Origin of the sequence: Dyella terrae, from assembly GCF_022394535.1 — a bacterium.
In the GTDB taxonomy this organism is placed as follows: domain Bacteria; phylum Pseudomonadota; class Gammaproteobacteria; order Xanthomonadales; family Rhodanobacteraceae; genus Dyella.
Window position 1 is genome coordinate 2585920 of the sequence record NZ_CP089414.1, and the last position, 22296, is coordinate 2608215.

Below are 22296 nucleotides of genomic sequence, written 5' to 3' on the forward strand. Positions count from 1 at the left end.
AGCATTACGTAGGGATAAGCTCGAGCGGGTGAGGAACGTCGTTGCTTGGCAACCTTCGCCCCTACACAGCGGGTACTTCGGCGCGCTTCGCAACGCGCCATGGCGACGAGGACTTAAGGCAGGCTTCGCTACGCCTCCCGACCGCTGTGGGGAACTTGCCACGAAATGGCGGCGTCCATCTTCTTTGGCTTGGTGCTCTAGAGCAGGAGCGACGCGATGTGCAGCTCCGCTGCACGAGCCGTGTGCTTTCGCCTTTGACCGTCGGGCCCCCTGTGCGGCGGTGAGGGGTGGACGATCAGGCCCGTAGGGGGGATCGGCAAGGATGCCGATCCCTTTTCGCCGGGGCAGGAGCCCCGTCGAAAAGCCCGGCCGCCCCTCACGTACTGTCTGGGCTTTAGCCCAGACAGCGCCAAGTGGGGGTGCCCTTTCTTTGGGTTACTTTTCTTTGGGCAAGCAAAGAAAAGTGACTCGGCCTCCGGTAGGAGGGCGAAAGCCCGCCGCAGGCGAGCCAGTTCGCGGTAGCGCTAAAACCAAAGGCCAACGTCACTGGATCCCTGCCTTCGCAGGGATGACGGTTTCATCGAAACCATAAGGCGAGCACCCGCCCCTCACCCCAACCCTCTCCCCAAAGGGTAGAGGGAGTAAAGCAGGAGCGCGCTCCACCGTGCCTCACTTCATCCCATGCGCCTGCGCATCCTGAGCCAACTGCTTCACCGCAATATCACCACCCTGCCACCCGCCACCCAACGCCCGCACCAACTGCACACTCGCCCGCAGCTGATTCGTCTGCAGCGACAGCAGCCCCAGATGCGCGTTAAGCGAATCCACCTGCGCCGTCACCACATCGAGATAGCTGTTGGCGCCCTGCTTATACAGCGCCGTCGACAGCTTCAACGTGCGATCCGCCGCCGTGGTGGCATCCTGCTGATCCACCAAGGCGTTGCCGTAGTTCTTCAGCAGTGACTGGTTGTCTTCGACCTGCTGAAACGCCGCGAGTGCCGTGCTCCGGTAGTGCGCGCTGGCTTCGTCGAAAGCTGCATGGGCTGATGCCACCTGCGCTCGGCGGCGACCGCCATCAAACACGTTCAGCAACAGATTGGGACCCAAGGCCCACAGCGTGCTTGGTGCATTCAACAAGTTGCCCCAGGCGCCGCTGGTATATCCACCGCCTGCGCTTAGCGTAAGAGAGGGAAAGAACGCCGAGCGGGCAACGCCGATCTGCGCATTCGCTTCCGCCGTACGACGCTCTGCAGCGGCAATGTCAGGGCGACGCTCCAGCAGGGTGGAAGGCAGACCCACTGGAATCACCGGCAAGCCCGGCAGGTCGGTCTTCGCGCCTAACGTAAAGTCCGACGCAGGCTGGCCCACCAGCGATGCAATCGCGTGCAGCAGTACCTCGCGCTGCGCCTTGGTCTGCGACAACTGCGAACGCGTCGAGGCTAGCTGCGTCTGTGCGCGATCCACATCGAGGCCGGAGACCGCGCCACCTTCGTGCAACGTCGTGGTCAACTGCAAGGCGCGTTGATAGGCGTCAACCGTTCCCTGCAGCAGATCAATCTGGCGATCCACGCCAACCAATTGCACGTAGCTGTCCGCCAGCGACGCTTCCAGGCTCAAGCGCACCGATGCAAGATCAGCCGCCGATGCCTGCATCGAGGCACGGCCCGCCGCGACGTTGTCGTGCACGCGGCCCCACAGGTCCACTTCGTACGAGGCCTGTGCCGTCGCCGAATAGAGGTCGTAGTACTCCGGCGACGTGGCACCGTGCAGCGGCGAATTCAACGACGCGCGATTGCGCTGCGCGCCAGCGCCCGCCGACACCTGCGGAAACAGGTCCGCGCGTACTTGCGCGAGGTAGTCACGCGATTGCTGGTAGCTGGCGAAGGCCGCGGCAAGATCCGGGTTGTGATCGATCAGTTGCTGTTCGAGATTGTTGAGGCGGTCGTCGCCATACAGCGTCCACCAGCCCTCGCGCGGCAACTGATCCGACGGCTGCGCCGTGGTCCACGGGCCAGCCGGCTGGTAGTGCTCGGCAACCGGCGCCTCGGGCGGCTTATAGGTGGGCGCCATCGAGCACGCGCCCAGTGCCAGCGTGGCCGCGATGGTTGCCGCAAGGCTCTCAGGCTTTTTCATGGGGCTTGCCCGCCTGCGGGTTCTTGGCAATGCGCACCTCGTCGCCATCGGCGAGGCCATCCGGCGGATTGATGATCACGCGATCGCTCGGCGCCAGGCCGGAGCCAACTTCAATGGTCTTGCCGTAGTCACGGCGGATCGACACCGTCTTGAAGTGCACGTGGTCGCTGGCATCCAGCGTGGCGACATGCAGGCCCTTGTCGTCGAAGATCAGCGCTTCAGCAGGCACGCGAAGACCGAGTTCACCGGAGCCCAGCTTGAAGCTCACACTGGCATAGCTGCTAGGCAGCAGCTTGCCGTCCGGGTTGTCGACCATCAGCTGCACCAGCGTAGTACCCGAGGTCGGCGTGATCGCACGCGCATCCGCCTCGACCTTCGCGGTAAACGACTTACCGGGATACTCAGGCACGGTGAGCGTGGCTTCGTCACCCTTATGGATGGCCGGTGCATACACCTGCGGCACGCGCACATAGACGCGCAGCTTGCTTGTGTCGGACACCGTAAAGAGCGGCGTGCCCGAGCCACTGCTGTCAGCAGTGATCAACGCGCCTACGTCGGTGTTGCGCGCGGTCACGCGGCCGTCGAAGGGCGCGACCAGCTTGGCGTACGACTTCAGCGCTTTCAGGCGATCAAGGTTGGCCTGCGAGGCATTGACCTGCGCCTGTTTGGCCGCAAGGTCACCGTTGTACTGGTCTACCGATTGCTGTGAAACCGAATCGGGGTCGGTCTGGCGCAACACCTGCCAGCGCTTGGCCGTGGTCGCGGCAAGCGCGGCATTGGCCTTGGCGGTGGCCAGATCAGCCTGCGCCTGCAGCAGCTGTTGGTCGAGGTCTGGTGTGTCGATGATGCCGAGCACATCGCCCGCCTTCACCGTGGCTCCAATGTCCTTATCCCAGGACTTCAGGTAGCCGCTGGTGCGTGCGTAGATGGGCGCGTTGGTGAACGCATCCATTTGCGCGGGCAGCTCGAGCGGCACCGAGCCGTTGGCGTTTTCCGGCTCGGAAATCACCACGGTAGGAATGGCCTGTTCGTCCGTCCACTGATGCAGATTGCGCGCCTGCACGATGCGCGTCGTGACGCCGACCACCACGATCGCACCAAACACCACGGCGGCGATCACGGCAGCCAGGCGCAGCCGGCGCGGGGACAGATGGACCTCAGGAAGTTGGGTATGTTCAGACATGAGCGGGCACTCCGGCATGGTCAGCCGAATCAGAGTCAGGCGCGTGCTTGTAACGCGCATGCACGATGGAGAAAACGACGGGAACGAAGATCAGCGTGGCCGTGGTGGCAAACAACAGGCCACCGATCACGGCGCGGCCCAGTGGCGCGTTCTGCTCGCCGCCATCGCCGAGGCCAAGCGCCATCGGCACCATGCCGATGATCATGGCCAACGCGGTCATCAGCACTGGGCGGAAGCGGACGAAGCCTGCCTCGCGCGCCGCCAACAAGGCATCGCCGTGGAGGGATAGTCGCTCGCGGCAGAAGCTCACCACCAGCACCGAGTTAGCCGTGGCCACGCCCATGCACATGATCGCACCCGTCAATGCTGGCACCGACAACGTGGTGTGCGTGACGAACAGCATCCACAGGATGCCGGCCAGCGCCGCAGGCAGCGCCGTGATGATGACGAACGGATCAGTCCACGACTGGAAGTTCACCACGATCAACAGGTACACCAGCACGATCGAACCCAGCAGTCCGAACAGCAGACCCGAGTAGGCATCGTGCATGGTCTGGACCTGGCCAAGCAGCACAGTGTTCGCGCCCTTCGGCTTGTCCTTGGCGGTGTCGTCGATCACCTTCTGGATATCACCGGCCACAGCGCCCAGGTCACGGCCCTGTATGGCAGCGAAGATTTCCACCATCGACTGGATGTTGTACTGGCTCACGACGGTGTTGCGATGCGTGCGCGTGATGTCCGCCAGCGCACCCAGCACCTGCGCATTGCCACCGCTCTTGGCCGTGATCGGCAAGTTGTTGAGCTGCGGCAACGAATCGAGCTGGTACTGCGGCACCTGCGCCGAGATCGGATAGGTAACGTTGTTGTCCGGATTCAACCAATACGTGGGCGCCACCTGCGCGGTGCCGGAAAGGTCCGCAATCAGACTGTTGGTCACGTCGGCTTCGGTCAGACCCAGCAGCTGTGCACGCGTGCGGTCCACGTCGATGCGGAACGCGGGCTGCGCCTGCGACTGCTGGAGGCGTGCGTCGACCACGCCTGGGATCTGCCGAACCTTGTTGAGCAGCTCGTTGGCGTACGCGAAGTCCTTGTCGAGCTTGCCGCCGCGGACCTGCAAATCGATCGGCGCAGGCGAACCAAAGTTCAGGATCTGGCTGACGATGTCCGCTGGCGGGAACGAGAACGTCGAGCCCGGGAACGAACGGGGCAGCTTCTCGCGCAGGATCTTCACGTACTCCGCGCTCGGGCGATGCCCCTCCTTCAACGAGATCTGGATGTCACCATCGGACTCGCCGATTTCGCCGGTGTTGTTGTAGATGGTGTTGATCGAGCTGGAGTACTGGCCGATGTTGTCGACTACGGCCTCCAGTTCATCGGGCGGAATCACCTGACGGATAGCCTTCTGGATGTCGGAGAACTCAGCCGACGTGGTTTCCACGCGCGTACCCACTGGCACACGCACGTGCACCAGGATCTGGCCGCCATCGACGTCCGGGAAGAAGTTGCTGCCAAGGCCCGGCAGCAGCGCGAACGACAGCAGCACAAACCCGAGGAAACCGACCACAAACACCTTTCGATGCTCCAGCGCCAGATGCAGTACGCCGCTATAGCCCGCACGGAACTTCTCGAAACGATTCACAAAGCCCTGCTGAAAGCGGCCCAGCACCGTCTTCGGCGCCGGCTGCTCGATGTGCTGACCATGCTCGTCCACCGTCGCGGGATGCGCGTGCAACAGGTACTTCGCCATGGTCAGCACGAGCGTACGCGACAGGATGAAGGAGAAGATCATCGCGAAGATCACCGCCTCCGCCATCGGCACGAACAGGTAGCGCGCCACGCCCGGCAGGAAGAACATCGGCACGAACACGATGCAGATGCAGCACAGCGACACGAATGCCGGCACGATGATCTGCGCCGAACCATCCACGATCGCGGTGATGACATCCTTGCCCTGCTCTAGGTGCCAATTGATGTTCTCAATGGTCACCGTGGCCTCGTCCACCAGGATGCCCACGGCCAGCGCTAAACCGCCGAGCGTCATGATGTTGAGTGTCTGGCCGATGGCCGACAGCGTGAACACCGAACCCAACACCGCGAGCGGAATCGATGTAGTGATGATCAGCGTCGAGCGCCAGCTGCCGAGAAACAGCAGGATCATCAAACTGGTAAGCGCGGCGGCGATGATGCCTTCACGCACGACGCCATCGATCGACGAGCGCACGAACACCGACTGGTCGCCAATCGGCGTTACGGTGAGATTTTCGGGCAACGCATCCTTCATCTGCGCGAGCTTCTCGCGCGCGCCGGCCACGATGGCCAACGTGGAGGTCGAGCCGTTCTTGAGGATGGACAGCAGCGTCGATCGCTTGCCGTCCACGTGCACGATGTTGGTTTGCGGCGGGTTGCCGTCGCGCACGTGGGCCACGTCACGAATGTAGATGGTGGTGCCGTTGACCTCCTTCACTGGCAGGTCTTCCAGCTCCTGCACATGAATGGCGGCGTTGTTCAGCTCCATCACGTATTCGTACTTGCCGATCTTCTGCGTGCCGATCGGGCTGATTTGCTGCTGGTTGGCCAGCGCATTCGCCACGTCCTGCGTGGACAGGCCGCGCGCCTGCAACTGCGCCGGATCCACGTCCAACTGCACCTGGCGCGTCTTGCCGCCGAACGGATACGGAATGGCTGCGCCTGGCACCGTCACCAGCTGCGGACGCAACTGATTGAGGCCAATGTCACCCAGCTGCTGCTCACTCAGGCCCGTGCCGGACAACGCCAGCTGCAGGATCGGCACGGTCGACGCGTTGTAGTTGACGATCAACGGTGGCGTGGCACCGGCCGGCATCTGCTTGAGGATCGTCTGCGCGATGGCCGTGACCTGCGCGTTCGCCGTGGCGATATTCACGCCAGGCTGGAAGAAGATCTTCGTGATGCCCATGCCATTGATCGACTCCGACTCGATATGCTCGATGTCGTTGACGGTCGTGGTGAGCACGCGCTCGAACGGCGTGTTCATACGGCCAGACATCTGGTCGGGCGTCATGCCGGTGAACTGCCAGGACACCGCGATCACCGGAATATTGATCTCCGGAAAGATGTCGGTAGGCGTACGCATGGCCGACATCACACCAAAGATGAGAATGGCCAGTGCAAGAACAATAAAAGTGTAGGGCCGCGTAAGCGCGATCCGGACGATGCCAAGCATGCGGGGGATTTCCGTGCGCGAAATGATGCGTCGCGGCAAATTTTCGCACGCACCGGATACCCTCAGAAGAGTCCGGCGGATGAAGATAATTTCATGTTGCCCAAACCAAGCGCCCTGGCCGGTTGCATGAAGATTTCTTCACGCAACCGTGCACGCTTAGACCGTCATGGGCGTGACTTCCGGCACAGAGCGCGACAGGCAAGTGCCGACTTTCTCATCGGGATCCAGGGCGTAACAGTACAGCGTGAGGCGTGCGCCACTGCTGCTGGCATCAGCGATGTCGAGCGCGTACCCGTGCAGGCGCACGATGGCACTGACGATACTGAGGCCCAGCCCCGAGCCACCCGTTGTACGGCTGTTGTCGCCGCGATAGAAACGACGCGTCACCGCATCGCGCTCGTCGGCCGGTATGCCGGGGCCGCTGTCGACCACATCCACGCGCGGCCCCCGTTTATCCATGCACGCACGCAGGCTAACCCTGCCGCCGGTCGGCGTGAACTTGATCGCATTGCCAACCAGGTTGGCCAATGCCTCGAACAGAAGATGTGCATCGGCGCGCACGGGCGCGAGTTGCTGGATGTCGACGTCGAACGTCTGCCCACGATCCTCCGCCACAGGTGCGTAAAACTCATGCACCTGGCGCAACACCTGCCCCACGTCCACTTCGTCGAAGCAGGCTACGCGATGGCGATCCTCCAGCTCCGACACGCGTAACAGGGCTCGGAATCGGGTCAGCACTTCGTCGATGTCGACGACGCACGATTCCACCAACGCCGCTTCCGGCTCACCGTCAAGCTGCTGCTGCGTGCGGTACAGACGCGCGCGCAGGCGCGTCAGCGGTGTACGCAGGTCGTGCGCGATGTTGTCGCACACACCCTTCACTTCGTTCATCAGGCGCTCGATTTCGCCCAGCATGGTGTTGACGATGCTCGCGAGCTGGTCGAGTTCGTCGCCACGGCGGCTCACCGGCAAACGCTTGGAAAGATCACCCTGGCGAATCGGGTCGGTCGCTTCCTGCAACTGGCGGATCCGCTTCTCCGGACCACGCCGCAGCAGGAACCCGCCGAGCAGACCAGGGATGATGGTCAGCGAAATACCCCACAGCAACGCACGGCGGATGATCGCGCCGATGCCGTCGATGGTGCTGATGTCCTTGGCGATAACCAGGATGTTGCCGTTCGGCAATGTCGTCGCCAGTCCGCGCGCCCGTACGCGCTCTGCGTCCCGATCCGGTCGTGGCAGGCCGTGCCTGAGCAGATGCACCTGGCCATCGCGCAACAGCGACGCCGGCAGATGATCGATGTTGCCGGCGACCGGCTGGTGGTCCTTGTCGAATAGGCCAACGGACATGATGCCGTGCGGATCGATGGCGGCCGCCGCATCAACCGTGGTGGCAAGCCGCGTCGGGTCCGTCGAAGCGATGTAATGCATGCGCTGCTGCAACATCTGGTCAATGACCGTGTTGAGGTAGCGCGTGGTTTCCCACTGGATCACACCGACCAGCACGGCGCACCATACAACGAACAGGGAGCCGTAGATCAGGATCAGCCGTGATGTGGTGGAGTGCCAGCTGTTTGGATGTCCGTTCATGACACCACCGAAGATATTTCGTTAGCGGCCGCGATCATGTAGCCGGTGCCGCGCACCGTATGGATCAGCGCCAGTTGCCCGGTGCCGTCGATCTTTCGCCGCAAGCGCGCGATGTGCACGTCGATCACGTTGGTGCCGGGGTCAAAATGGAAGCCCCACACCGTCTCGAAGATCATCGTACGTGTGAGCACCTGCCCCGAGTTGCGCATCAGGAACTCGAGCAAGCGATATTCAGTGGGTAGCAGCGTCAGCGGCTGGCCACCGCGGTAGGCCACATGACTGACCAGATCCAGCTCGAGATCGGCCACGCGCAGGCGCTGCACGACCGCCTGCGGCTGGCGCCGGCGTAGCAGTACTTCGGCGCGAGCGGACATTTCATCGGGAGCGAACGGCTTGGTGAGATAGTCGTCGCCACCGGCGCGCAGACCACGCACGCGTTCGTCCACGTCGCTCAGCGCGCTGATCATCAGCACAGGCGTATCGCGACCCGCACGGCGCAACTCGGCCACCACGTCGATGCCATCCATGCCGGGCAACATACGATCCAGCGTGATCAGGTCGTAATCGCGTTGCATGGCACGGTCGAGGCCGTCACGGCCATTGGCCACCCACTCGGCCTGCATACCGTGCACGCTGAGCTCCGCGACGATCTCGCGCGCGGTAGTTTCGTCGTCTTCGATGACCAGCACGTGGGGCATGGCAACCATAAAACCTGGAATCCAGTGATAGGGATGCGGGGGCAGCCATGTCCCCGCAAAGCCAAACGGCCCCAATCGGGGCCGTTTGTCATCTTACGCTTACACCGAAGATCAGGCGGCGAAGAGGCCGCGCATCTTCTTCATGGCGTTGGCCTCGACCTGACGGATGCGTTCGGCAGAGACGCCGTACTCGTCCGCAAGATCCTGCAGCGTAGCCTTTTCTTCGTTGAGCCAGCGGCGCTGGATGATGTCGCGTGAACGCTCATCCAGGTTCCGAAGCGCCGTCGACAGCGTATCGAGCTGATTGTCGGCATGGTCGGCGTCGGCCACGTTCTCGTACGGATCCGCGCCTTCGTCGATCAGAAACGCTTCCGGTGCCGGCTTGGCATCGTCCTCGGCGTCAGCCGGGGCTTCGAAGCCGATATCACGGCCAGATAGTCGCGATTCCATCTCGCGCACCGTTGCTTCCGGCACGCCCAGATCCTTCGCGACCACGCGCACTTCTTCGGCGTTCATCCAGCCCAGGCGCTTCTTGCTCTTGCGCAGGTTGAAGAACAGCTTGCGCTGCGCCTTGGTGGTGGCGACCTTCACGATGCGCCAGTTGCGCAGGATGAACTCGTGCATTTCGGCACGGATCCAGTGCACGGCGAAGCTCACCAGACGCACGCCCTGGTCAGGGTTGAAGCGCTTGACGGCCTTCATCAGGCCGATGTTGCCTTCCTGGATGAGGTCGGCGATCTGCAGACCGTAGCCGCTGTAGCCGCGGGCGACGTGCACCACGAAACGCAGGTGCGCCATTACCAGCTTGCGAGCCGATTCCAGGTCTTCTTGTTCGTTGTAGCGACGCGACAGCGTCTGCTCCTCGTCCTGGCTGAGCACCGGAATCCGATGGACCGCCGAGATATACGCATCCAGACTGCCGACGACACTCGGCACCGGCAGGTTGGCGGTCACCAAAGCTTGAGACATGGGTGGAACCTCCTGAATAGGGGATCAGCTTAGCACTCGGATAGTGAGAGTGCTAAAGGCCCCGAAAGGTTCCGGGACCTTTGATGAACTGAATAGTACAGGAATTTGGAACACCTGTCCAGCGAGGCGCCCAGGGGAGGCTCCACAGTGCCTAGTCGGCGGTTCAGCGACCGTGAAAAGGCCGTTTCAGCCGAGTTCTGAGCGCATTGGCAGGGACCAGTCGATCGGTGCGACCCCACGGCTTTCCAGATACCGGTTCGCCGCCGAGAAGTGCCCGCAACCGATAAAACCCCGATGCGCTGACAAGGGAGATGGGTGCACCGAGCGCAAAACGCAATGGCGGCGACTGTCGATCAGCTGGCCCTTTTTCTGGGCGTAGGAGCCCCACAACATGAACACCAGCCCTTCCCGCTCGCGGTTGAGGGCGTCGATGGCGGCGTCGGTAAACCCTTCCCAACCCTTGCCCTGGTGGGAGGCGGCCAAGCTCTGCTGGACGGTAAGCACGGCGTTGAGCAGCAGCACACCTCGGTCAGCCCAAGGCGTCAGACAGCCATGATCCGGCGCCCGAAAGCCCAGGTCCCGGTGGATCTCTTTGAAGATGTTCTGCAGCGAGGGCGGCGCCGGGATTCCCGGGCGTACCGAGAAGCACAGCCCATGGGCCTGATTCGGTCCGTGGTACGGGTCCTGGCCCAGGATCACCACTCGCACCGCGTCGAACGGGGTGTGATCGAAGGCGGCAAAGATCTCAGGACCAGGCGGGTAGATCACCTTCCCCGCCTGCTTTTCGACGCGCAGGAAGTCCCCCAATGCCTGCATGTCGGGCCGGCCCAGATAGTCGCCGACACGCGCCTTCCACGAAGGCTCCAGCTTCACACGATCGTCGGTCACGCCGCGTCGCCCCGCTCGCGCAGGTGCTGCGAAACGCGTAGTTGGAACAGCAACTTGGTCATCAACAGTTTTTCCTCAATGGGCTTCTCGACTAGGTCGTTGGCACCGGCACGCAGCAGCGCGGCTTGGTTGGCCGGATTCTCGTCACCCGTCATCACCAGCACGGGCAGTCGACCCTTGCCATAACCATAGTCGCGCCGGATGCGTTCAAGCAGGTCGCCACCGGTGAGCTCACCCTTCAAGCTGACGTCGGTAAGCACGATGTCGGCACCGACTTTCGCCTGCTCCTTCGCCTTGTCGAGCAGCACCAGCGCATCTTCGACGCTGACCACGTGGTACACGGTAAGGCCGTGCTTTTCCAGAATGCGGCGCGTCGCCAGCGCCACCACTCGGCTGTCTTCCACGTAGAGCACTTCACCCTCGGCGGTGTCGGAGGGTTTCACGTAGCCACGAATGAATTCCGCCAGCGCCTGGAAGCCCAGCGACTTGTCGAAGTAATCGGTAACGTGCTCGCCCAACGTGCGGTTATGCAGACGATCGTCGACGTCGCCGGATACCACGACGACAGGCACGTAGGCCTGCGCCGCAGATTCGCGCACGTGGCGCGCGAGCTCCAGCCCGTCCATGTCGGGCAGCCGCAATGCGATGGTGATGAAGTCGAACGCGCGACTTTCGAGCAGCTCCTTGGCTTCCGCACCGTTGCCCGCACCCACCACGTCACTGTCGGGCAGTTCGCTCTTCAGCACGCGGGCAATCAACTGACGCACCACCTTGGAACCATCTACTACCAGCACCCTGGGCGCCGTCCCTACCGTACGACTGCTGAAACTTCCACTCATCCCCTGTCACCCACGTGTAGGCCGGCACTCCCTGCCGGCAACCTATCGGTGCACCCTCCTAGCGCCCGGAGAGCCCGATCCGGATGCTGCACCATCCCCGCAAACCTTGCATGACAAGCTTGCCGTGGCGTGAGCCGGCGCACGCTTCACGCTGCCTTGCGCAGTTGCCACGCGCTGACCAGGCGAGCGCCCAGCCAGCCGAGCACTGCAGCAGCCACCGGCACGGCCGCCAGCAACCACAGCGGCAATACGTCGATCTGCAGCTTGCCGGCGTAGACCTGGCCCAGTCGCTGAACCGGCTCGGCCAGTGCCAGCTCCACCAGTACCGCAAAGCCCGCGGCGAGAATGCCTGCGAACAAGCCGTACCAGATGCCGGCATAAAGATAAGGACGGCGTACGAAGGCGCGGCTCGCACCCACCAGCATCAGCACACCGATTTCCTCGTGGCGGCTGGCGATGTCCACACGCACGGTGTTGCCAACCACCAACAGTACGGCCCCGGCCAACAGTGCGGCGAGGATCATCACGATGCGCTGGCCGACGCCGAGCAAGGCTTCAAGACGTTGGCGCCACGTGCCGCCATCTTGCACCTGGTCCACACCCTGCATGCCCCGCACGTCGGCGACGAGGTGATCGACGCTATCCGCACTCACGCCAGCCTTGGGCTGTACCTCAAGCACGAAGGGCAGCGGGTTGACGTCCAATGTGTGCAGCGCGCCAGAGAAGCCTTGCATCTTGGCTAGTTCGTCCATGCCTTGGTCGGGCGATTTGACGGTGACGCCGTTGACTTCAGCGCGTTCGCCCAGCTTCTTGGCCATCATGTCCGCCGACGAGACGCTCTGCCCCGGCTGCAGGAACACGCTGATGGTCTGGTTCTGGCCCAGCGCATCACCCATCTTCTGCAGGTTGCCCAGCAGCAGATAGAAGGTCAGCGGCAACGCGAGTGCGATGGCCATCACCGTCACGGTGAGCAAGGTGCCGATCGGACGCGACATCAAGCGGCGCAGGCTCGCCGCCGCACTCCAGCCGTGGTGCTCGCGCCAACTTGCCACTGGCCTGGGCTTATTGCGAATGCCGCGCGACTGGTCGGAAAGCAGCGGGCTTTCCATGGGGAATTCGGGCTGCGTGCTCATAGCACCTCCTGCGCGGCCACGTCAGCGACGAGGCGGCCGTGATCGAGCACGATCACACGCTTCCTCATACGCTTGATCAACGGCAGATCATGGCTGGCAATCAGCACGGTGGTACCCACGTTCTGGAATTCCGCAAACAGGCCCATGATCTCCACCGCCAACGAGGGGTCGAGGTTGCCGGTGGGTTCGTCCGCGATCAGCAGCGTCGGCTTGGCGACGATGGCGCGGGCAATGCCCACGCGCTGCTGCTCGCCAGCGGATAGCGTGGCCGGCAGCTGCCGCTCGTAGGCCAGCAGGCCGACCTTCTCCAGCGCCGCACGCGCACGCTTGCCGCGCTCGCTGGGTGCCATGCCGCCGATCATCAGCGGCAATTCGACGTTGGCGAACACCGTGCGATCCATCAACAGGCGATGGTCCTGGAACACCATGCCCAGGCGGCGGCGGAGTTTGGGGATGCCGGCGCGGCCTATCTTGGCCAGGCTCTGCCCATCCAGCGTGATCACACCGTGCGAGGGCCGCTCGATCAGGCCCAACAATTTGAGCAACGTGCTCTTGCCGGCGCCCGAATGGCCGGTCACAAAGGCCATCTCGCCTGTCGCTACTTCAAAGGAAAGTTGCGACAAGGCCTCGTGGCCACCTTCATAACGTTTACTGACTTGGTCGAAGCGGATCACCGCGCATCCCCGGTCCTGAGATGACAGAAGGATAAGGGATGCGTGCGTGAAGGTCAGTCGGTTTTATCTCGTCGAGCTGCCGCGGATTCAGCCCGCGGCAGTTCACGGCAAGCGGATAGCTCAGCGACCGGTGAAGAAACGGCTCAGTCGACGGAAGAAGCCCACCTTCTTCGGTGCTTCCTGCTCAGCCTGCTTGCCCGAGGTGATGGCAACGTGGCGCGACGGACGCGAGTGATTGTTCTCGGCGTTGCCACGCTCGCGCGGTGGGCGACGCTCGCCGCGCAGCTGACGATTACCTTCCCCGGCCGGGTTGGCGGCGGCCTCGGCGGCCGGCGCATCGCCTTCGCGACGACGGTTACGACCACCACGGCGACGGCGGCGCTTGCGCTCTGCACCATCCGTAGCTTCGCCCTGCGCCGACGCCTGTGCCGGTGCGGTTTCCGTTTTCACCGGTTCTTCAGCGCCTTCAGCAGGCGCTTCATGGCGGGGCTTCCGAGGTCCGCGAGGCTTGTCGCCGCGCGGACGATCGCCACTGCGACCGCTGCCGTTACGCGAACCCTTGCGCGGGGAACCGTCTTTCTCGCGCTGCTCCACCTTGTCGCCGAACGCGGCGCTGTCGGCAGCCACCTCGGCCATGTACTGCGCGTCCTGCTCGCGCGGCTGCGGCATCACCAGCATCTCGGCTTCGATATTGGCCACCGGGATGCGCTGGCCAATATAGGTTTCGATATCCGGCAAGCTCATCGCGTAGAGATCGCAGGCGAAGCTGATCGCGTCGCCCTCGGCACCAAGGCGCGCGGTACGGCCGATGCGGTGCACGTAGTCTTCCGCGTCCTGCGGCAGATCGAAGTTGAAGACGTGGCTGACGGCCGGGATGTGCAGGCCGCGCGCGGCGACATCGGTGCACACCAGAATGTCGAGCTGACCTTCCTGGAAACGCTGCAACAACTTCTGACGCTTCAGCTGCGGCACATCGCCCGACAGCGCGCCCACGCGGTAACCGTAACGCTTGAGGCGATCGGTGATCTTTTCCGCGGCGGCCTTGGTGTTGACGAAGATGATGCTGCGCTCGGCCTTGGTACGGTCGAGCAGGTTGAGCAGCAGCGGCATCTTCTCTTCCTTCGCGGGGAAGTAGACGACCTGGCGCACGCGGTCAGCGGTGACGTTTTCCGTCTCCACTTCCAGCTTCTCCGCGTTGTGCATGTGCTCGTAGGCCAGCTCCAGCACGCGATGGCTGAGCGTGGCGGAGAACAGCAGCACCTGGCGCTGCTCGCGCGCCGGCAGGCGGCGGAAGATGAAGCGCACGTCCTTGATGAAGCCGAGGTCGAACATGCGGTCCGCCTCGTCGATCACCATCACCTCGACGGCGTCGAGGCTGAACACGTGCTGCTTGAAGTAATCGAGCAGACGGCCCGGCGTGGCGATGATGATGTCGCAGCCATCCTTGAGCTGCTGGCGCTGCTTGTCGTAATCGACGCCGCCGTAGATGAGCGCGGTGCGCAGGCCGGTGTAGCGGCCGATGGACTTGGCGTCCTTCTCGATCTGGATGGCCAGCTCGCGGGTCGGTGCGATCACCAGTGCGCGCGGGTCGCTGTCCTTGCGCTCGGCCACGGCCGGCGTGGTCAGCAGGCGATTCATCATCGCCACCAGGAAGGCGCAGGTCTTACCCGTGCCCGTCTGCGCCTGACCGGCGACGTCGCGACCCGTCAGCGCGACCGGGAGGGTCAGCGCCTGGATTGGCGTGCAGCGGGTGAAACCCGCCTCGTCGAGGCCTTGCTGGAGCAGCGGATGGAGATCGAAGTTGGTGAAAAAGGTATCAGTGAGAACGGTTTGGGACATTTTATAGGGAGTATTTTCAGTGCAGGCAGCGCCCAAAGGCGGCCGCCTGGCTCCTTGCCGGTGAGACGCAAACAAGGAACAGGTGGATGGTCGGCGCGACCGGGACGTGGCGGCAGGCGGGATCCATATCGGATCGCGCGTGCCATCGGCACGTATCCCAGATTGGCGCCGGCGAGAGCGGCGGCGTGCGACGGCTCCGCTGGCATAGGTCAAAGGACTGCAAGGCCTAAGCCATTGGCAGTCAAGGAAAAACCCTTTCACCTATGTCAACGGAACCATCCCTGGCCGCCTGTAGAGACAAGTGCATTCATCATGCCGAATGCACCTACAGTCGCCCTTGAATCGCTTGAATCGCGCCCCGAGTTACGATGCAATGGAGGCCTGCCGCAATGGCACCAGACTTCCTTTTGGCACGACCCCGCGCTTCATGGGCGCCCCAGTGTAGCCGATGCTGGGCGCGCGGTCGTGAAAACTCCTATCCGCCTACCTTCGGAGACCCCGGTGAGCGACCTGATTACCCATGTGAGCGACGACGCCTTCGAACAGGAAGTGCTCAATTCCGATACGCCCGTTCTGTTGGACTTCTGGGCAGAGTGGTGCGGCCCCTGCAAGGCTATCGCCCCCATCCTGGATGAGCTGGCCCAGCAGTACGAGGGCAAGCTGCGTATCGCCAAGATCAATATCGACCACAACCAGAAGACGCCCCGCAACTACGGCGTGCGCGGGATCCCAACCCTGATGGTCTTCAAGAACGGCAAGGTCGAAGCCACTCAGATCGGTGCGGTCAGCAAGGGTGCCCTGACTCAGATGATCGACAAGGCCATCTGAGGCCTTTTCAGATCGTTTCAGAAAAAGTTTTCTGAATTTTTCCGGCCGCGGCGCTTTACGTCGCCGCGGACCCGGTGCTAGATTTCATGCGTCCGTCGGGACTGTCCTGTCCCCCGCGCCGTCCGCGCAACGCAACCTTCCCTCCTTTTTTCAACGGCGCCCCGCAGAGGTTTGCCCGTGTCTGATATCGAAAGCAAAGAATCCAACGACGCCAAGAGCGCCGACGCCAAGCCTGTGACTGAACCCCGCACGCGAGCGCCACGCAAGTCCGCCGCATCGGCTGCTGCCGCCGCGGAAAAGGCCAGCAAGCAGTCTCAGCTCGACATGCCGCCGCTGCCGCCTATCGAGCGCGCCGCGCCGCCGGCCTACGAAGTTTCCGCTCCGGCCCCGGCGCCCGCGCCCGCCCCCGCTGCCGAATCGGCAGCACCGCAGGGCGATGGTGGTCAGCGCCAGCCGCAGGAAGCCCGCGAGGGTGGCCAGCAGCAAGGCGGTGCTCAGCAGAACGGCGGCAACAACCCGAATTTCAACCGCAACGACCGAGATGGTCGCGGCCGTCGTCGTCGCCATGAGCGCAACAACCCGCAGCAACGTGGCCAGGGTGGTGGCGGCAACAGCCCGCAGCACCCGCGCAACAACAACGGCCTGCCGGTGGATGACGAGTACGCCGATGCCGGCAGCAACGACCGCCTGATCAACCTGACCGAGCTCAAGCGCAAGAACGCGTTCCAGCTGCTCGAATTCGCCGAATCGCTCGGCGTGCAGGAAGGCGTGGCGCGTGCCCGCAAGCAAGACGTGGTCTTCAACATCCTCAAGGCCCACGCCCGTTCGGGCGGCGGCATCTGGGCCGAGGGCGTGTTGGAAATCCTGCAGGACGGCTTCGGCTTCCTGCGCTCGGCGGACGAGTCCTACCTGGCCGGCCCGGACGATATCTACGTCTCGCCCAGCCAGATCCGCCGCTTCAACCTGCGTACCGGCGACTACATCACCGGACGCGTGCGCCATCCGAAGGAAGGCGAGCGTTACTTCGCGATGCTCAAGGTCGACGACATCAACGGCGATCCGCCGGAGGCGTCCAAGAACAAGATGCTGTTCGAGAACCTGACGCCGCTGTTCCCGCGCAAGGCGTTCAAGCTCGAGCGTGGCAACGGTTCGACCGAGGACATCACCGGCCGCATCCTGGATCTGGTGGCGCCGATCGGCCGCGGCCAGCGCGGTCTTATCGTCTCCCAGCCGAAGTCCGGTAAGACGATGATGCTGCAGAACATCGCGCAGGCCATCCAGTACAACCATCCCGACGTCCACTTGATCATGCTGTTGATCGACGAGCGTCCGGAAGAAGTGACGGAAATCGCCCGTACCGTGCGTGCGGAAGTGATCTCCTCGACCTTCGACGAGCCGGCCGTGCGCCACGTGCAGGTCGCCGAAATGGTGATCGAGCGCGCCAAGCGCCTGGTCGAGCACAAGAAGGATGTGGTGATCCTGCTCGACTCCATCACGCGCCTCGCTCGCGCTTACAACACCGTGGTGCCGAGCTCCGGCAAGGTGCTCACCGGTGGTGTGGATGCCAACGCCCTGCAGCGCCCCAAGCGCTTCTTCGGTGCGGCCCGTAACGTGGAAGAAGGCGGCAGTTTGACCATCATCGCCACCGCGCTGACCGACACCGGCAGCAAGATGGACGAGGTGATCTACGAAGAGTTCAAGGGCACCGGCAACATGGAAGTGCACCTGAGCCGCCGCATCTCCGAGAAGCGCGTGTACCCGGCCATCGACATCAACCGCTCCGGCACCCGCCGCGAGGATCTGTTGATCGAGCCGGACCTGCTCTCCAAGATCTGGATCCTGCGCAAGCTGCTGCATCCGATGGACGAGCTGGCCGCGATGGAGTTCATGCTCGACAAGATGAAGAACACCAAGTCCAACGACGAGTTCTTCAATTCGATGAAGCGCTGATCACCAGTCACCTTCGTCAATGCAAAGGCCGCCCTCGGGCGGCCTTTGTGCTTTTAGGGCCGGCATCCGCGAACCCGACGCTAGACTGTTTGGGCTATTCCCGGCGGGACGCGCGAGCCCCAAAAATGCGCGTGGCCGCACGGTTGCTCCCGCGACCGATTCGGCACGATAGCCGCGCCTGTACGTACGCTGCCTCGCATCCGCTTTGTCCCTTACCGGAGTCGCTGATGTCTTTCGTCGCAACGTCCCGCCATCCGCACGTCGTCCATCCGCGAAAGCGCCGCCTGGAACCACACAGGCAAGGCCCTCGCTACCTGCCTCCGTGCGCTGTACCTAAGTCCTCGCAGACAAGTCTGGCCTGACCCGGGCCCGTCCGGGCCTCAACGCTGCACGACATTCAAAGGAGAGCCCCCATGAAGGCAGTCACGACCCTGCTTGTGCTGACACTGGCTGCAGTTGGCGCACGTGCGGCAGACAACGATGCCACGCTTGCTTCGCGCGAATACACCGATGTCGTCGCACCAGCGGAGCAGGAGGCCTACGAGGCCGGCATCAAGGCATACAACCAGTGTCTCGGCCAACATGGTTTCAAATATGACTGGACCGCGTGGACGCACGAAACCGGCGATACCTACAGCTACACCTACACCACGGCCTCGCTGCCGTGGTCGGCCTTCGATGCCATGCGAACGGCGTCCAAGGCTTGCGACCAGACACTACGGACTGCGGTGAATCCCCACCTTAAAAGCGAAACCAGCGCGTTCACGCAGAAAATCGGCGCACTTAGCCACTTGCCGCAGGGCGCGGCAACCGAACAGCCGTTCGCCGAAGTGAACTACTTCAAGCTCAAGTCCGGGCACGAACCGCAGGAAGCCTTCATGGACGTGATGCAGAAAGTCACGGCGGCAGCAGAGAAGTCTCACTGGAATTACTACTACGCCATCAGCGCGCTGCGCGATGCTGACGGCAACAGCCCCGAGTTCATCATGATCATCCGCTCCGCGAGCTGGGCGGATCTCGGCAAAGAACCGGATGTACCGTTGTGGACCATGGTGGAAAAGGTCTATGGCAAGGACAGCGCACAGGCCATGCGTAAATCGCTCAACGAAGCGTTGCTGTACGAAACCGTCCGCATCGACAGCTACAACGCTGACCTTACGTACAAGGCTAACGGCAAGTGACATTGCCTGGGCCGTCCTCGCGGCGGCCCTAGCCCTTCATTGACGGGGTGGGTATACGCACAGTGTGTTACGCCCCGCCGCCTTTGCCGCATACAGCGCGCGATCCGCGCAATTCAGCAAGGCTTCGCGCGGGCCCAGCTTGGACGGCGGAAGATCGTCCAAGCTCGCCACGCCGATGCTTATCGTCACACAGTCGCATGGGCTGCCTGGATGCCAGATCGCCAGCGCACGGATGTCCTGCAGGATATGACTGGCCACCACCTGCGCTCCCGCCGTATCGGTATCCGGCAGAATCGCAATGAACTCCTCGCCTCCATAGCGGCCCACCAGATCACCGTGGCGACGGATGCTTTTGCGCAAGAGCGCCGCAATGGCACGCAGGCATTCATCACCTTTCTGATGTCCGACGTGGTCGTTGTAAGACTTGAAGTAATCGACGTCCATCATCAGCACCGACAGCGCAGCGCCACTGCGCAAACAGCGACGTGCTTCCGCGGCAAGGGCATCGTCGAGACGGCGGCGGTTGGCAAGGCCGGTGAGGTGATCGTGGCTGGCATGGAACTGCCACAGGCGGCGCGCCTCTTCGGAGGCAACCTCCATGCGCTTGCGGTTCGTGATGTCGATCAACGCCGACGTGATGCCCAGCACGCTGCCGTCGGTGTCACGCACTGCCTGCAACGCTACAAGGAAGTGGCGGCCGTGACAGGCCATCTCACGTTCCTTCAGATCGAAACCGGCGTCGAAGTCCGCAAAGTCTTGCTGCAGTTGCTCGTCCGCACCCGGGAGGTAATCGTTTACCCGGTGACCGACCATGTCCGCGGGGACAAGGCCATGGATAGCCGCGTAAGCCCCATTGGCGCTCGCGTAGTAGCCATCGCGATCGATCACACCAAGCGCCACAGGGATGGTGTCATACAAGGACTGCAACGACGTGCTCAGGGGACCGATTACCATGCTTGCGTCGAAACGCGATGACGCCATGCCCTGCCCCAGACCCTGTGTACGCGCCGAACGGAAGTCCATCGGCCGCCGTCGATGACCGAGCTTTGTATCGGTGGAAAAGGCGCGCCGGCGCGAACGCATCAGGGTGACCGCCCTGCGCGCGCCTCGAGGCCAGCGACTTTGCAGCTTGAAATTTCGCTTCACCATCTCACTTCTCCGGCCCGCGTGATGCGAGGCATCGCTCCGATGGAGCGCCCTCGCTGCAGGTGACGACGACAGCGGGAGCCCGGCACATGTGCCGCAGCTACGCATGGATCGCTTGATGGAGATGGTGCACAACGAACAGTCTGATCGGAATCAGAAAAGTCCTACCGATGGGACGGTGCCGGCTGATTTTCAGGCGTAGCCAGCAAACAATGCCGCAACCCCTCCATCGTCCCAGCCATGTGGCGCTCCAGCATGCGATGGATCAGGGGCGACGAAAGTCTCGCCAGCCACCCCGTGGGAGTGACCTGCACGGAGTGCGTGAGATACGTGCCCTCGCCGCGCGGCGACATGGAGAAATCAAGGGCGACGCGCATGGAGCGACCCGCATAGGTGCATGACAACGTACGCGTTGGCACCCGGGCAACGATGGCGCCTGTCAGCACACCATGCCGCGTCATGCCCTGGTAGACACAACGCAGTGGATCGCCGACGGCATTCTCACCCTCGCGGTATTTCTGCACGCGAATGCAGCGATCCAGCCATCGATGCATCGACGACACGTCATCAACCAGCGCGAACACTTCACCCGGTTCGCGCGGCACGAACACGCTGTGGCGGCGACAAAGAGCCAGGGACAGCCGTTCTTTCACCATCGATGACCGCACTCGAACATCAATGCATGCATTGCTTGAGCACGCGCAGCATGACCAACAACAGCACCGCACCCGCCGTCGCTACGACCAGCGAAATGACGAAGCCGCCACCCACGCTAAACCCAATGAGGTGAGCAACCCAACCACCAAGGCAGGCGCCAAGCACCCCAATAAGGATGTCGATAAACACGCCGTAACCGCTGCCCTTCACCAGCAAGCCCGCAATCCATCCAGCCAGCGCGCCAATGACCAGCCACACCAGCAGACTGTGTTCCGCCATAAATCGAATGCTCCCGTGACATGGACAGGGTCGCCCTCGCGTGAGGACGCGCCCTGGAGGTAACCCGCGTGGTGTTACGCAGAGGCGGCGCCATTCCGCGCCCACGGCTGCATCGTCTGGAACGCAAGCCGTGGGGCGGAGGCCCCGTACATAGATCCCGACAAACCGATCAGGGGTGGCGCGGTTTGTCGCCGGCGTACTCACCGACACATGTCATCCATGGCATGCGGGAAACCTTATGCGGCCGACGCAACGGTGCGGCCACATGTTCGTGGAGTGCATTGGACGATGTGTGGCGGGCCAGCGGAATCAGAACATTCCTACCCTGGTCACGAAATGTGTTTACGCGCGTTCGAGAGGGCGACCAGAACCAGCAGATACCGCCCTAGCAGTTAAAGCAGTCCAATGGACCGGGCGTAGTCATAGAGCTGCTTATCGCTCTCAAGGTTGAGCTTGCGCATCGCATCGCGCTTCTGCTGGCTAATGGTCTTCACACTGCGCTCCAGCCGCCGCGCAATTTCTGACACCGTCAGCCCCTGCGCCAGGAAGCGGATGACTTCGATCTCACGCTTCGAAACCATCGGCTCGCCGCCCGTGGGATACATGCCTTCGATCTGGCGCCGCATGCGCTCGCTGAGATAGCTTCGCCCCGCACGGATCACGTCGATGGCGAGCATCAACTCTTTCGCCATCGCCATTTTGTCCACCACGCCACGCACGCCGACGCTCACCATGTTCTGCACCAATGCGGGGTTGCGCAGCATGGTGAGTACCAGGATGGGCAGTGCCGGGTAGGTTTCGCGCACGCGCTGCAACAGGGACAGGCCGTCATAGCCTTCGATGTCCGCCGGCATAGAGAAATCGGTAATGAGCAGGTCACAGGGCGTTTGCATCAGCAGATCCAGCAATTGCTGCCCGTTGCGCGCCTCGCCAACCACGTCCAGCCCATTGCCGTAGTCGCGGAGCGAGGTCTTCAACCCGATCAGGACGACCGGATGATCATCGGCGATTATGACCCGCACACTTCACTCCTGCTTTTCCTGCCACTGCAAACAGCACATGCCTTACAACGTTCAACCGCAGATACGGCTTGATAGTGCGGTCCGT

General features: G+C 62.8%; 18 protein-coding genes. 3 read left to right on the forward strand and 15 right to left on the reverse strand.

Annotation, left to right across the window (positions count from 1 at the left end; translation table 11 throughout):
* Window positions 1-669: 669 nt before the first annotated feature.
* From DYST_RS11175 to DYST_RS11225, 11 genes are all read right to left on the reverse strand, one after another.
* A complete protein-coding gene (locus tag DYST_RS11175; RefSeq protein WP_239951905.1) occupies window positions 670-2133 on the reverse strand; it encodes an efflux transporter outer membrane subunit in 1464 nt (487 codons plus the stop codon).
* Window positions 2120-3316, reverse strand: a complete 1197-nt coding sequence (locus DYST_RS11180; protein ID WP_239951907.1) for an efflux RND transporter periplasmic adaptor subunit — start codon at window positions 3314-3316, stop codon at window positions 2120-2122. Before DYST_RS11180 ends, DYST_RS11175 begins: the two co-directional genes overlap by 14 nt.
* A complete protein-coding gene (locus tag DYST_RS11185; RefSeq protein ID WP_239951909.1) occupies window positions 3309-6518 on the reverse strand; it encodes an efflux RND transporter permease subunit in 3210 nt (1069 codons plus the stop codon). Before DYST_RS11185 ends, DYST_RS11180 begins: the two co-directional genes overlap by 8 nt.
* 156 nt (window positions 6519-6674) lie before the next feature.
* A complete protein-coding gene (locus DYST_RS11190) occupies window positions 6675-8108 on the reverse strand; it encodes a sensor histidine kinase (RefSeq protein WP_239951910.1) in 1434 nt (477 codons plus the stop codon).
* On the reverse strand, window positions 8105-8806 hold the full coding sequence (locus DYST_RS11195) for a response regulator transcription factor (protein ID WP_239952105.1): 702 nt from the start codon (window positions 8804-8806) through the stop codon (window positions 8105-8107). The genes DYST_RS11190 and DYST_RS11195 overlap by 4 nt, the downstream gene beginning before the upstream one ends.
* Before the next feature lie 111 nt (window positions 8807-8917).
* Window positions 8918-9775 carry an RNA polymerase sigma factor RpoH gene (gene rpoH / locus DYST_RS11200; protein ID WP_102301921.1) on the reverse strand — a complete coding sequence of 286 codons (858 nt, stop codon included), beginning with the start codon at window positions 9773-9775 and terminating at the stop codon, window positions 8918-8920.
* A gap of 186 nt (window positions 9776-9961) precedes the next feature.
* Complete coding sequence (gene ung, locus DYST_RS11205; protein WP_102301920.1) at window positions 9962-10663, reverse strand: uracil-DNA glycosylase; 702 nt, start codon at window positions 10661-10663, stop codon at window positions 9962-9964.
* Complete coding sequence (locus DYST_RS11210; RefSeq protein ID WP_102301919.1) at window positions 10660-11502, reverse strand: response regulator; 843 nt, start codon at window positions 11500-11502, stop codon at window positions 10660-10662. Before DYST_RS11210 ends, ung begins: the two co-directional genes overlap by 4 nt.
* A 146-nt stretch (window positions 11503-11648) precedes the next feature.
* Window positions 11649-12635, reverse strand: a complete 987-nt coding sequence (gene ftsX / locus DYST_RS11215) for a permease-like cell division protein FtsX (protein WP_239951912.1) — start codon at window positions 12633-12635, stop codon at window positions 11649-11651.
* Entirely contained in the window at window positions 12632-13309 is a 678-nt protein-coding gene (gene ftsE / locus DYST_RS11220) for a cell division ATP-binding protein FtsE (RefSeq protein WP_102301917.1), read from the reverse strand. The genes ftsX and ftsE overlap by 4 nt, the downstream gene beginning before the upstream one ends.
* A 120-nt stretch (window positions 13310-13429) precedes the next feature.
* A complete protein-coding gene (locus DYST_RS11225) occupies window positions 13430-15148 on the reverse strand; it encodes a DEAD/DEAH box helicase (RefSeq protein WP_239951914.1) in 1719 nt (572 codons plus the stop codon).
* 501 nt (window positions 15149-15649) lie between these two features.
* Here DYST_RS11225 and trxA point away from each other — a divergent pair.
* The 3 genes from trxA (at window position 15650) to DYST_RS11240 (ending at window position 19107) form a co-directional block, all read left to right on the forward strand.
* Window positions 15650-15976, forward strand: coding sequence for a thioredoxin TrxA (trxA, locus tag DYST_RS11230; RefSeq protein ID WP_102301915.1), 327 nt, complete (start codon window positions 15650-15652; stop codon window positions 15974-15976).
* A 177-nt stretch (window positions 15977-16153) separates the two neighbouring features.
* Entirely contained in the window at window positions 16154-17926 is a 1773-nt protein-coding gene (gene rho, locus DYST_RS11235) for a transcription termination factor Rho (protein WP_239951916.1), read from the forward strand.
* 413 nt (window positions 17927-18339) lie between these two features.
* A complete protein-coding gene (locus tag DYST_RS11240; protein ID WP_239951918.1) occupies window positions 18340-19107 on the forward strand; it encodes a hypothetical protein in 768 nt (255 codons plus the stop codon).
* A gap of 36 nt (window positions 19108-19143) precedes the next feature.
* On the opposite strand, the gene DYST_RS11245 is transcribed toward DYST_RS11240, so the two are convergent.
* The 4 genes from DYST_RS11245 to DYST_RS11260 form a co-directional block, all read right to left on the reverse strand.
* Window positions 19144-20088, reverse strand: coding sequence for a GGDEF domain-containing protein (locus tag DYST_RS11245; RefSeq protein WP_239951920.1), 945 nt, complete (start codon window positions 20086-20088; stop codon window positions 19144-19146).
* Between the two features lie 329 nt (window positions 20089-20417).
* Complete coding sequence (locus DYST_RS11250; RefSeq protein ID WP_239951922.1) at window positions 20418-20909, reverse strand: SRPBCC family protein; 492 nt, start codon at window positions 20907-20909, stop codon at window positions 20418-20420.
* 19 nt (window positions 20910-20928) lie between these two features.
* Entirely contained in the window at window positions 20929-21189 is a 261-nt protein-coding gene (locus tag DYST_RS11255; protein ID WP_102301910.1) for a GlsB/YeaQ/YmgE family stress response membrane protein, read from the reverse strand.
* Between the two features lie 392 nt (window positions 21190-21581).
* Entirely contained in the window at window positions 21582-22211 is a 630-nt protein-coding gene (locus tag DYST_RS11260; protein WP_239951924.1) for a response regulator transcription factor, read from the reverse strand.
* Between the last annotated feature and the right edge of the window lie 85 nt (window positions 22212-22296).

Excerpts from the sequence above, each read along its gene's own strand:
- DYST_RS11175 (WP_239951905.1), bottom strand. The coding sequence starts at position 2,133 with ATGAAAAAGCCTGAGAGCCTTGCGGCAACCATCGCGGCCACGCTGGCA.
- DYST_RS11180 (WP_239951907.1), bottom strand. The coding sequence starts at position 3,316 with ATGTCTGAACATACCCAACTTCCTGAGGTCCATCTGTCCCCGCGCCGG.
- DYST_RS11185 (WP_239951909.1), bottom strand. The coding sequence starts at position 6,518 with ATGCTTGGCATCGTCCGGATCGCGCTTACGCGGCCCTACACTTTTATT.
- DYST_RS11190 (WP_239951910.1), bottom strand. The coding sequence starts at position 8,108 with ATGAACGGACATCCAAACAGCTGGCACTCCACCACATCACGGCTGATC.
- DYST_RS11195 (WP_239952105.1), bottom strand. The coding sequence starts at position 8,806 with ATGCCCCACGTGCTGGTCATCGAAGACGACGAAACTACCGCGCGCGAG.
- rpoH (WP_102301921.1), bottom strand. The coding sequence starts at position 9,775 with ATGTCTCAAGCTTTGGTGACCGCCAACCTGCCGGTGCCGAGTGTCGTC.
- DYST_RS11210 (WP_102301919.1), bottom strand. The coding sequence starts at position 11,502 with ATGAGTGGAAGTTTCAGCAGTCGTACGGTAGGGACGGCGCCCAGGGTG.
- ftsX (WP_239951912.1), bottom strand. The coding sequence starts at position 12,635 with ATGAGCACGCAGCCCGAATTCCCCATGGAAAGCCCGCTGCTTTCCGAC.
- DYST_RS11225 (WP_239951914.1), bottom strand. The coding sequence starts at position 15,148 with ATGTCCCAAACCGTTCTCACTGATACCTTTTTCACCAACTTCGATCTC.
- DYST_RS11240 (WP_239951918.1), top strand. The coding sequence starts at position 18,340 with ATGAAGGCAGTCACGACCCTGCTTGTGCTGACACTGGCTGCAGTTGGC.
- DYST_RS11245 (WP_239951920.1), bottom strand. The coding sequence starts at position 20,088 with ATGGCGTCATCGCGTTTCGACGCAAGCATGGTAATCGGTCCCCTGAGC.
- DYST_RS11250 (WP_239951922.1), bottom strand. The coding sequence starts at position 20,909 with ATGGTGAAAGAACGGCTGTCCCTGGCTCTTTGTCGCCGCCACAGCGTG.
- DYST_RS11255 (WP_102301910.1), bottom strand. The coding sequence starts at position 21,189 with ATGGCGGAACACAGTCTGCTGGTGTGGCTGGTCATTGGCGCGCTGGCT.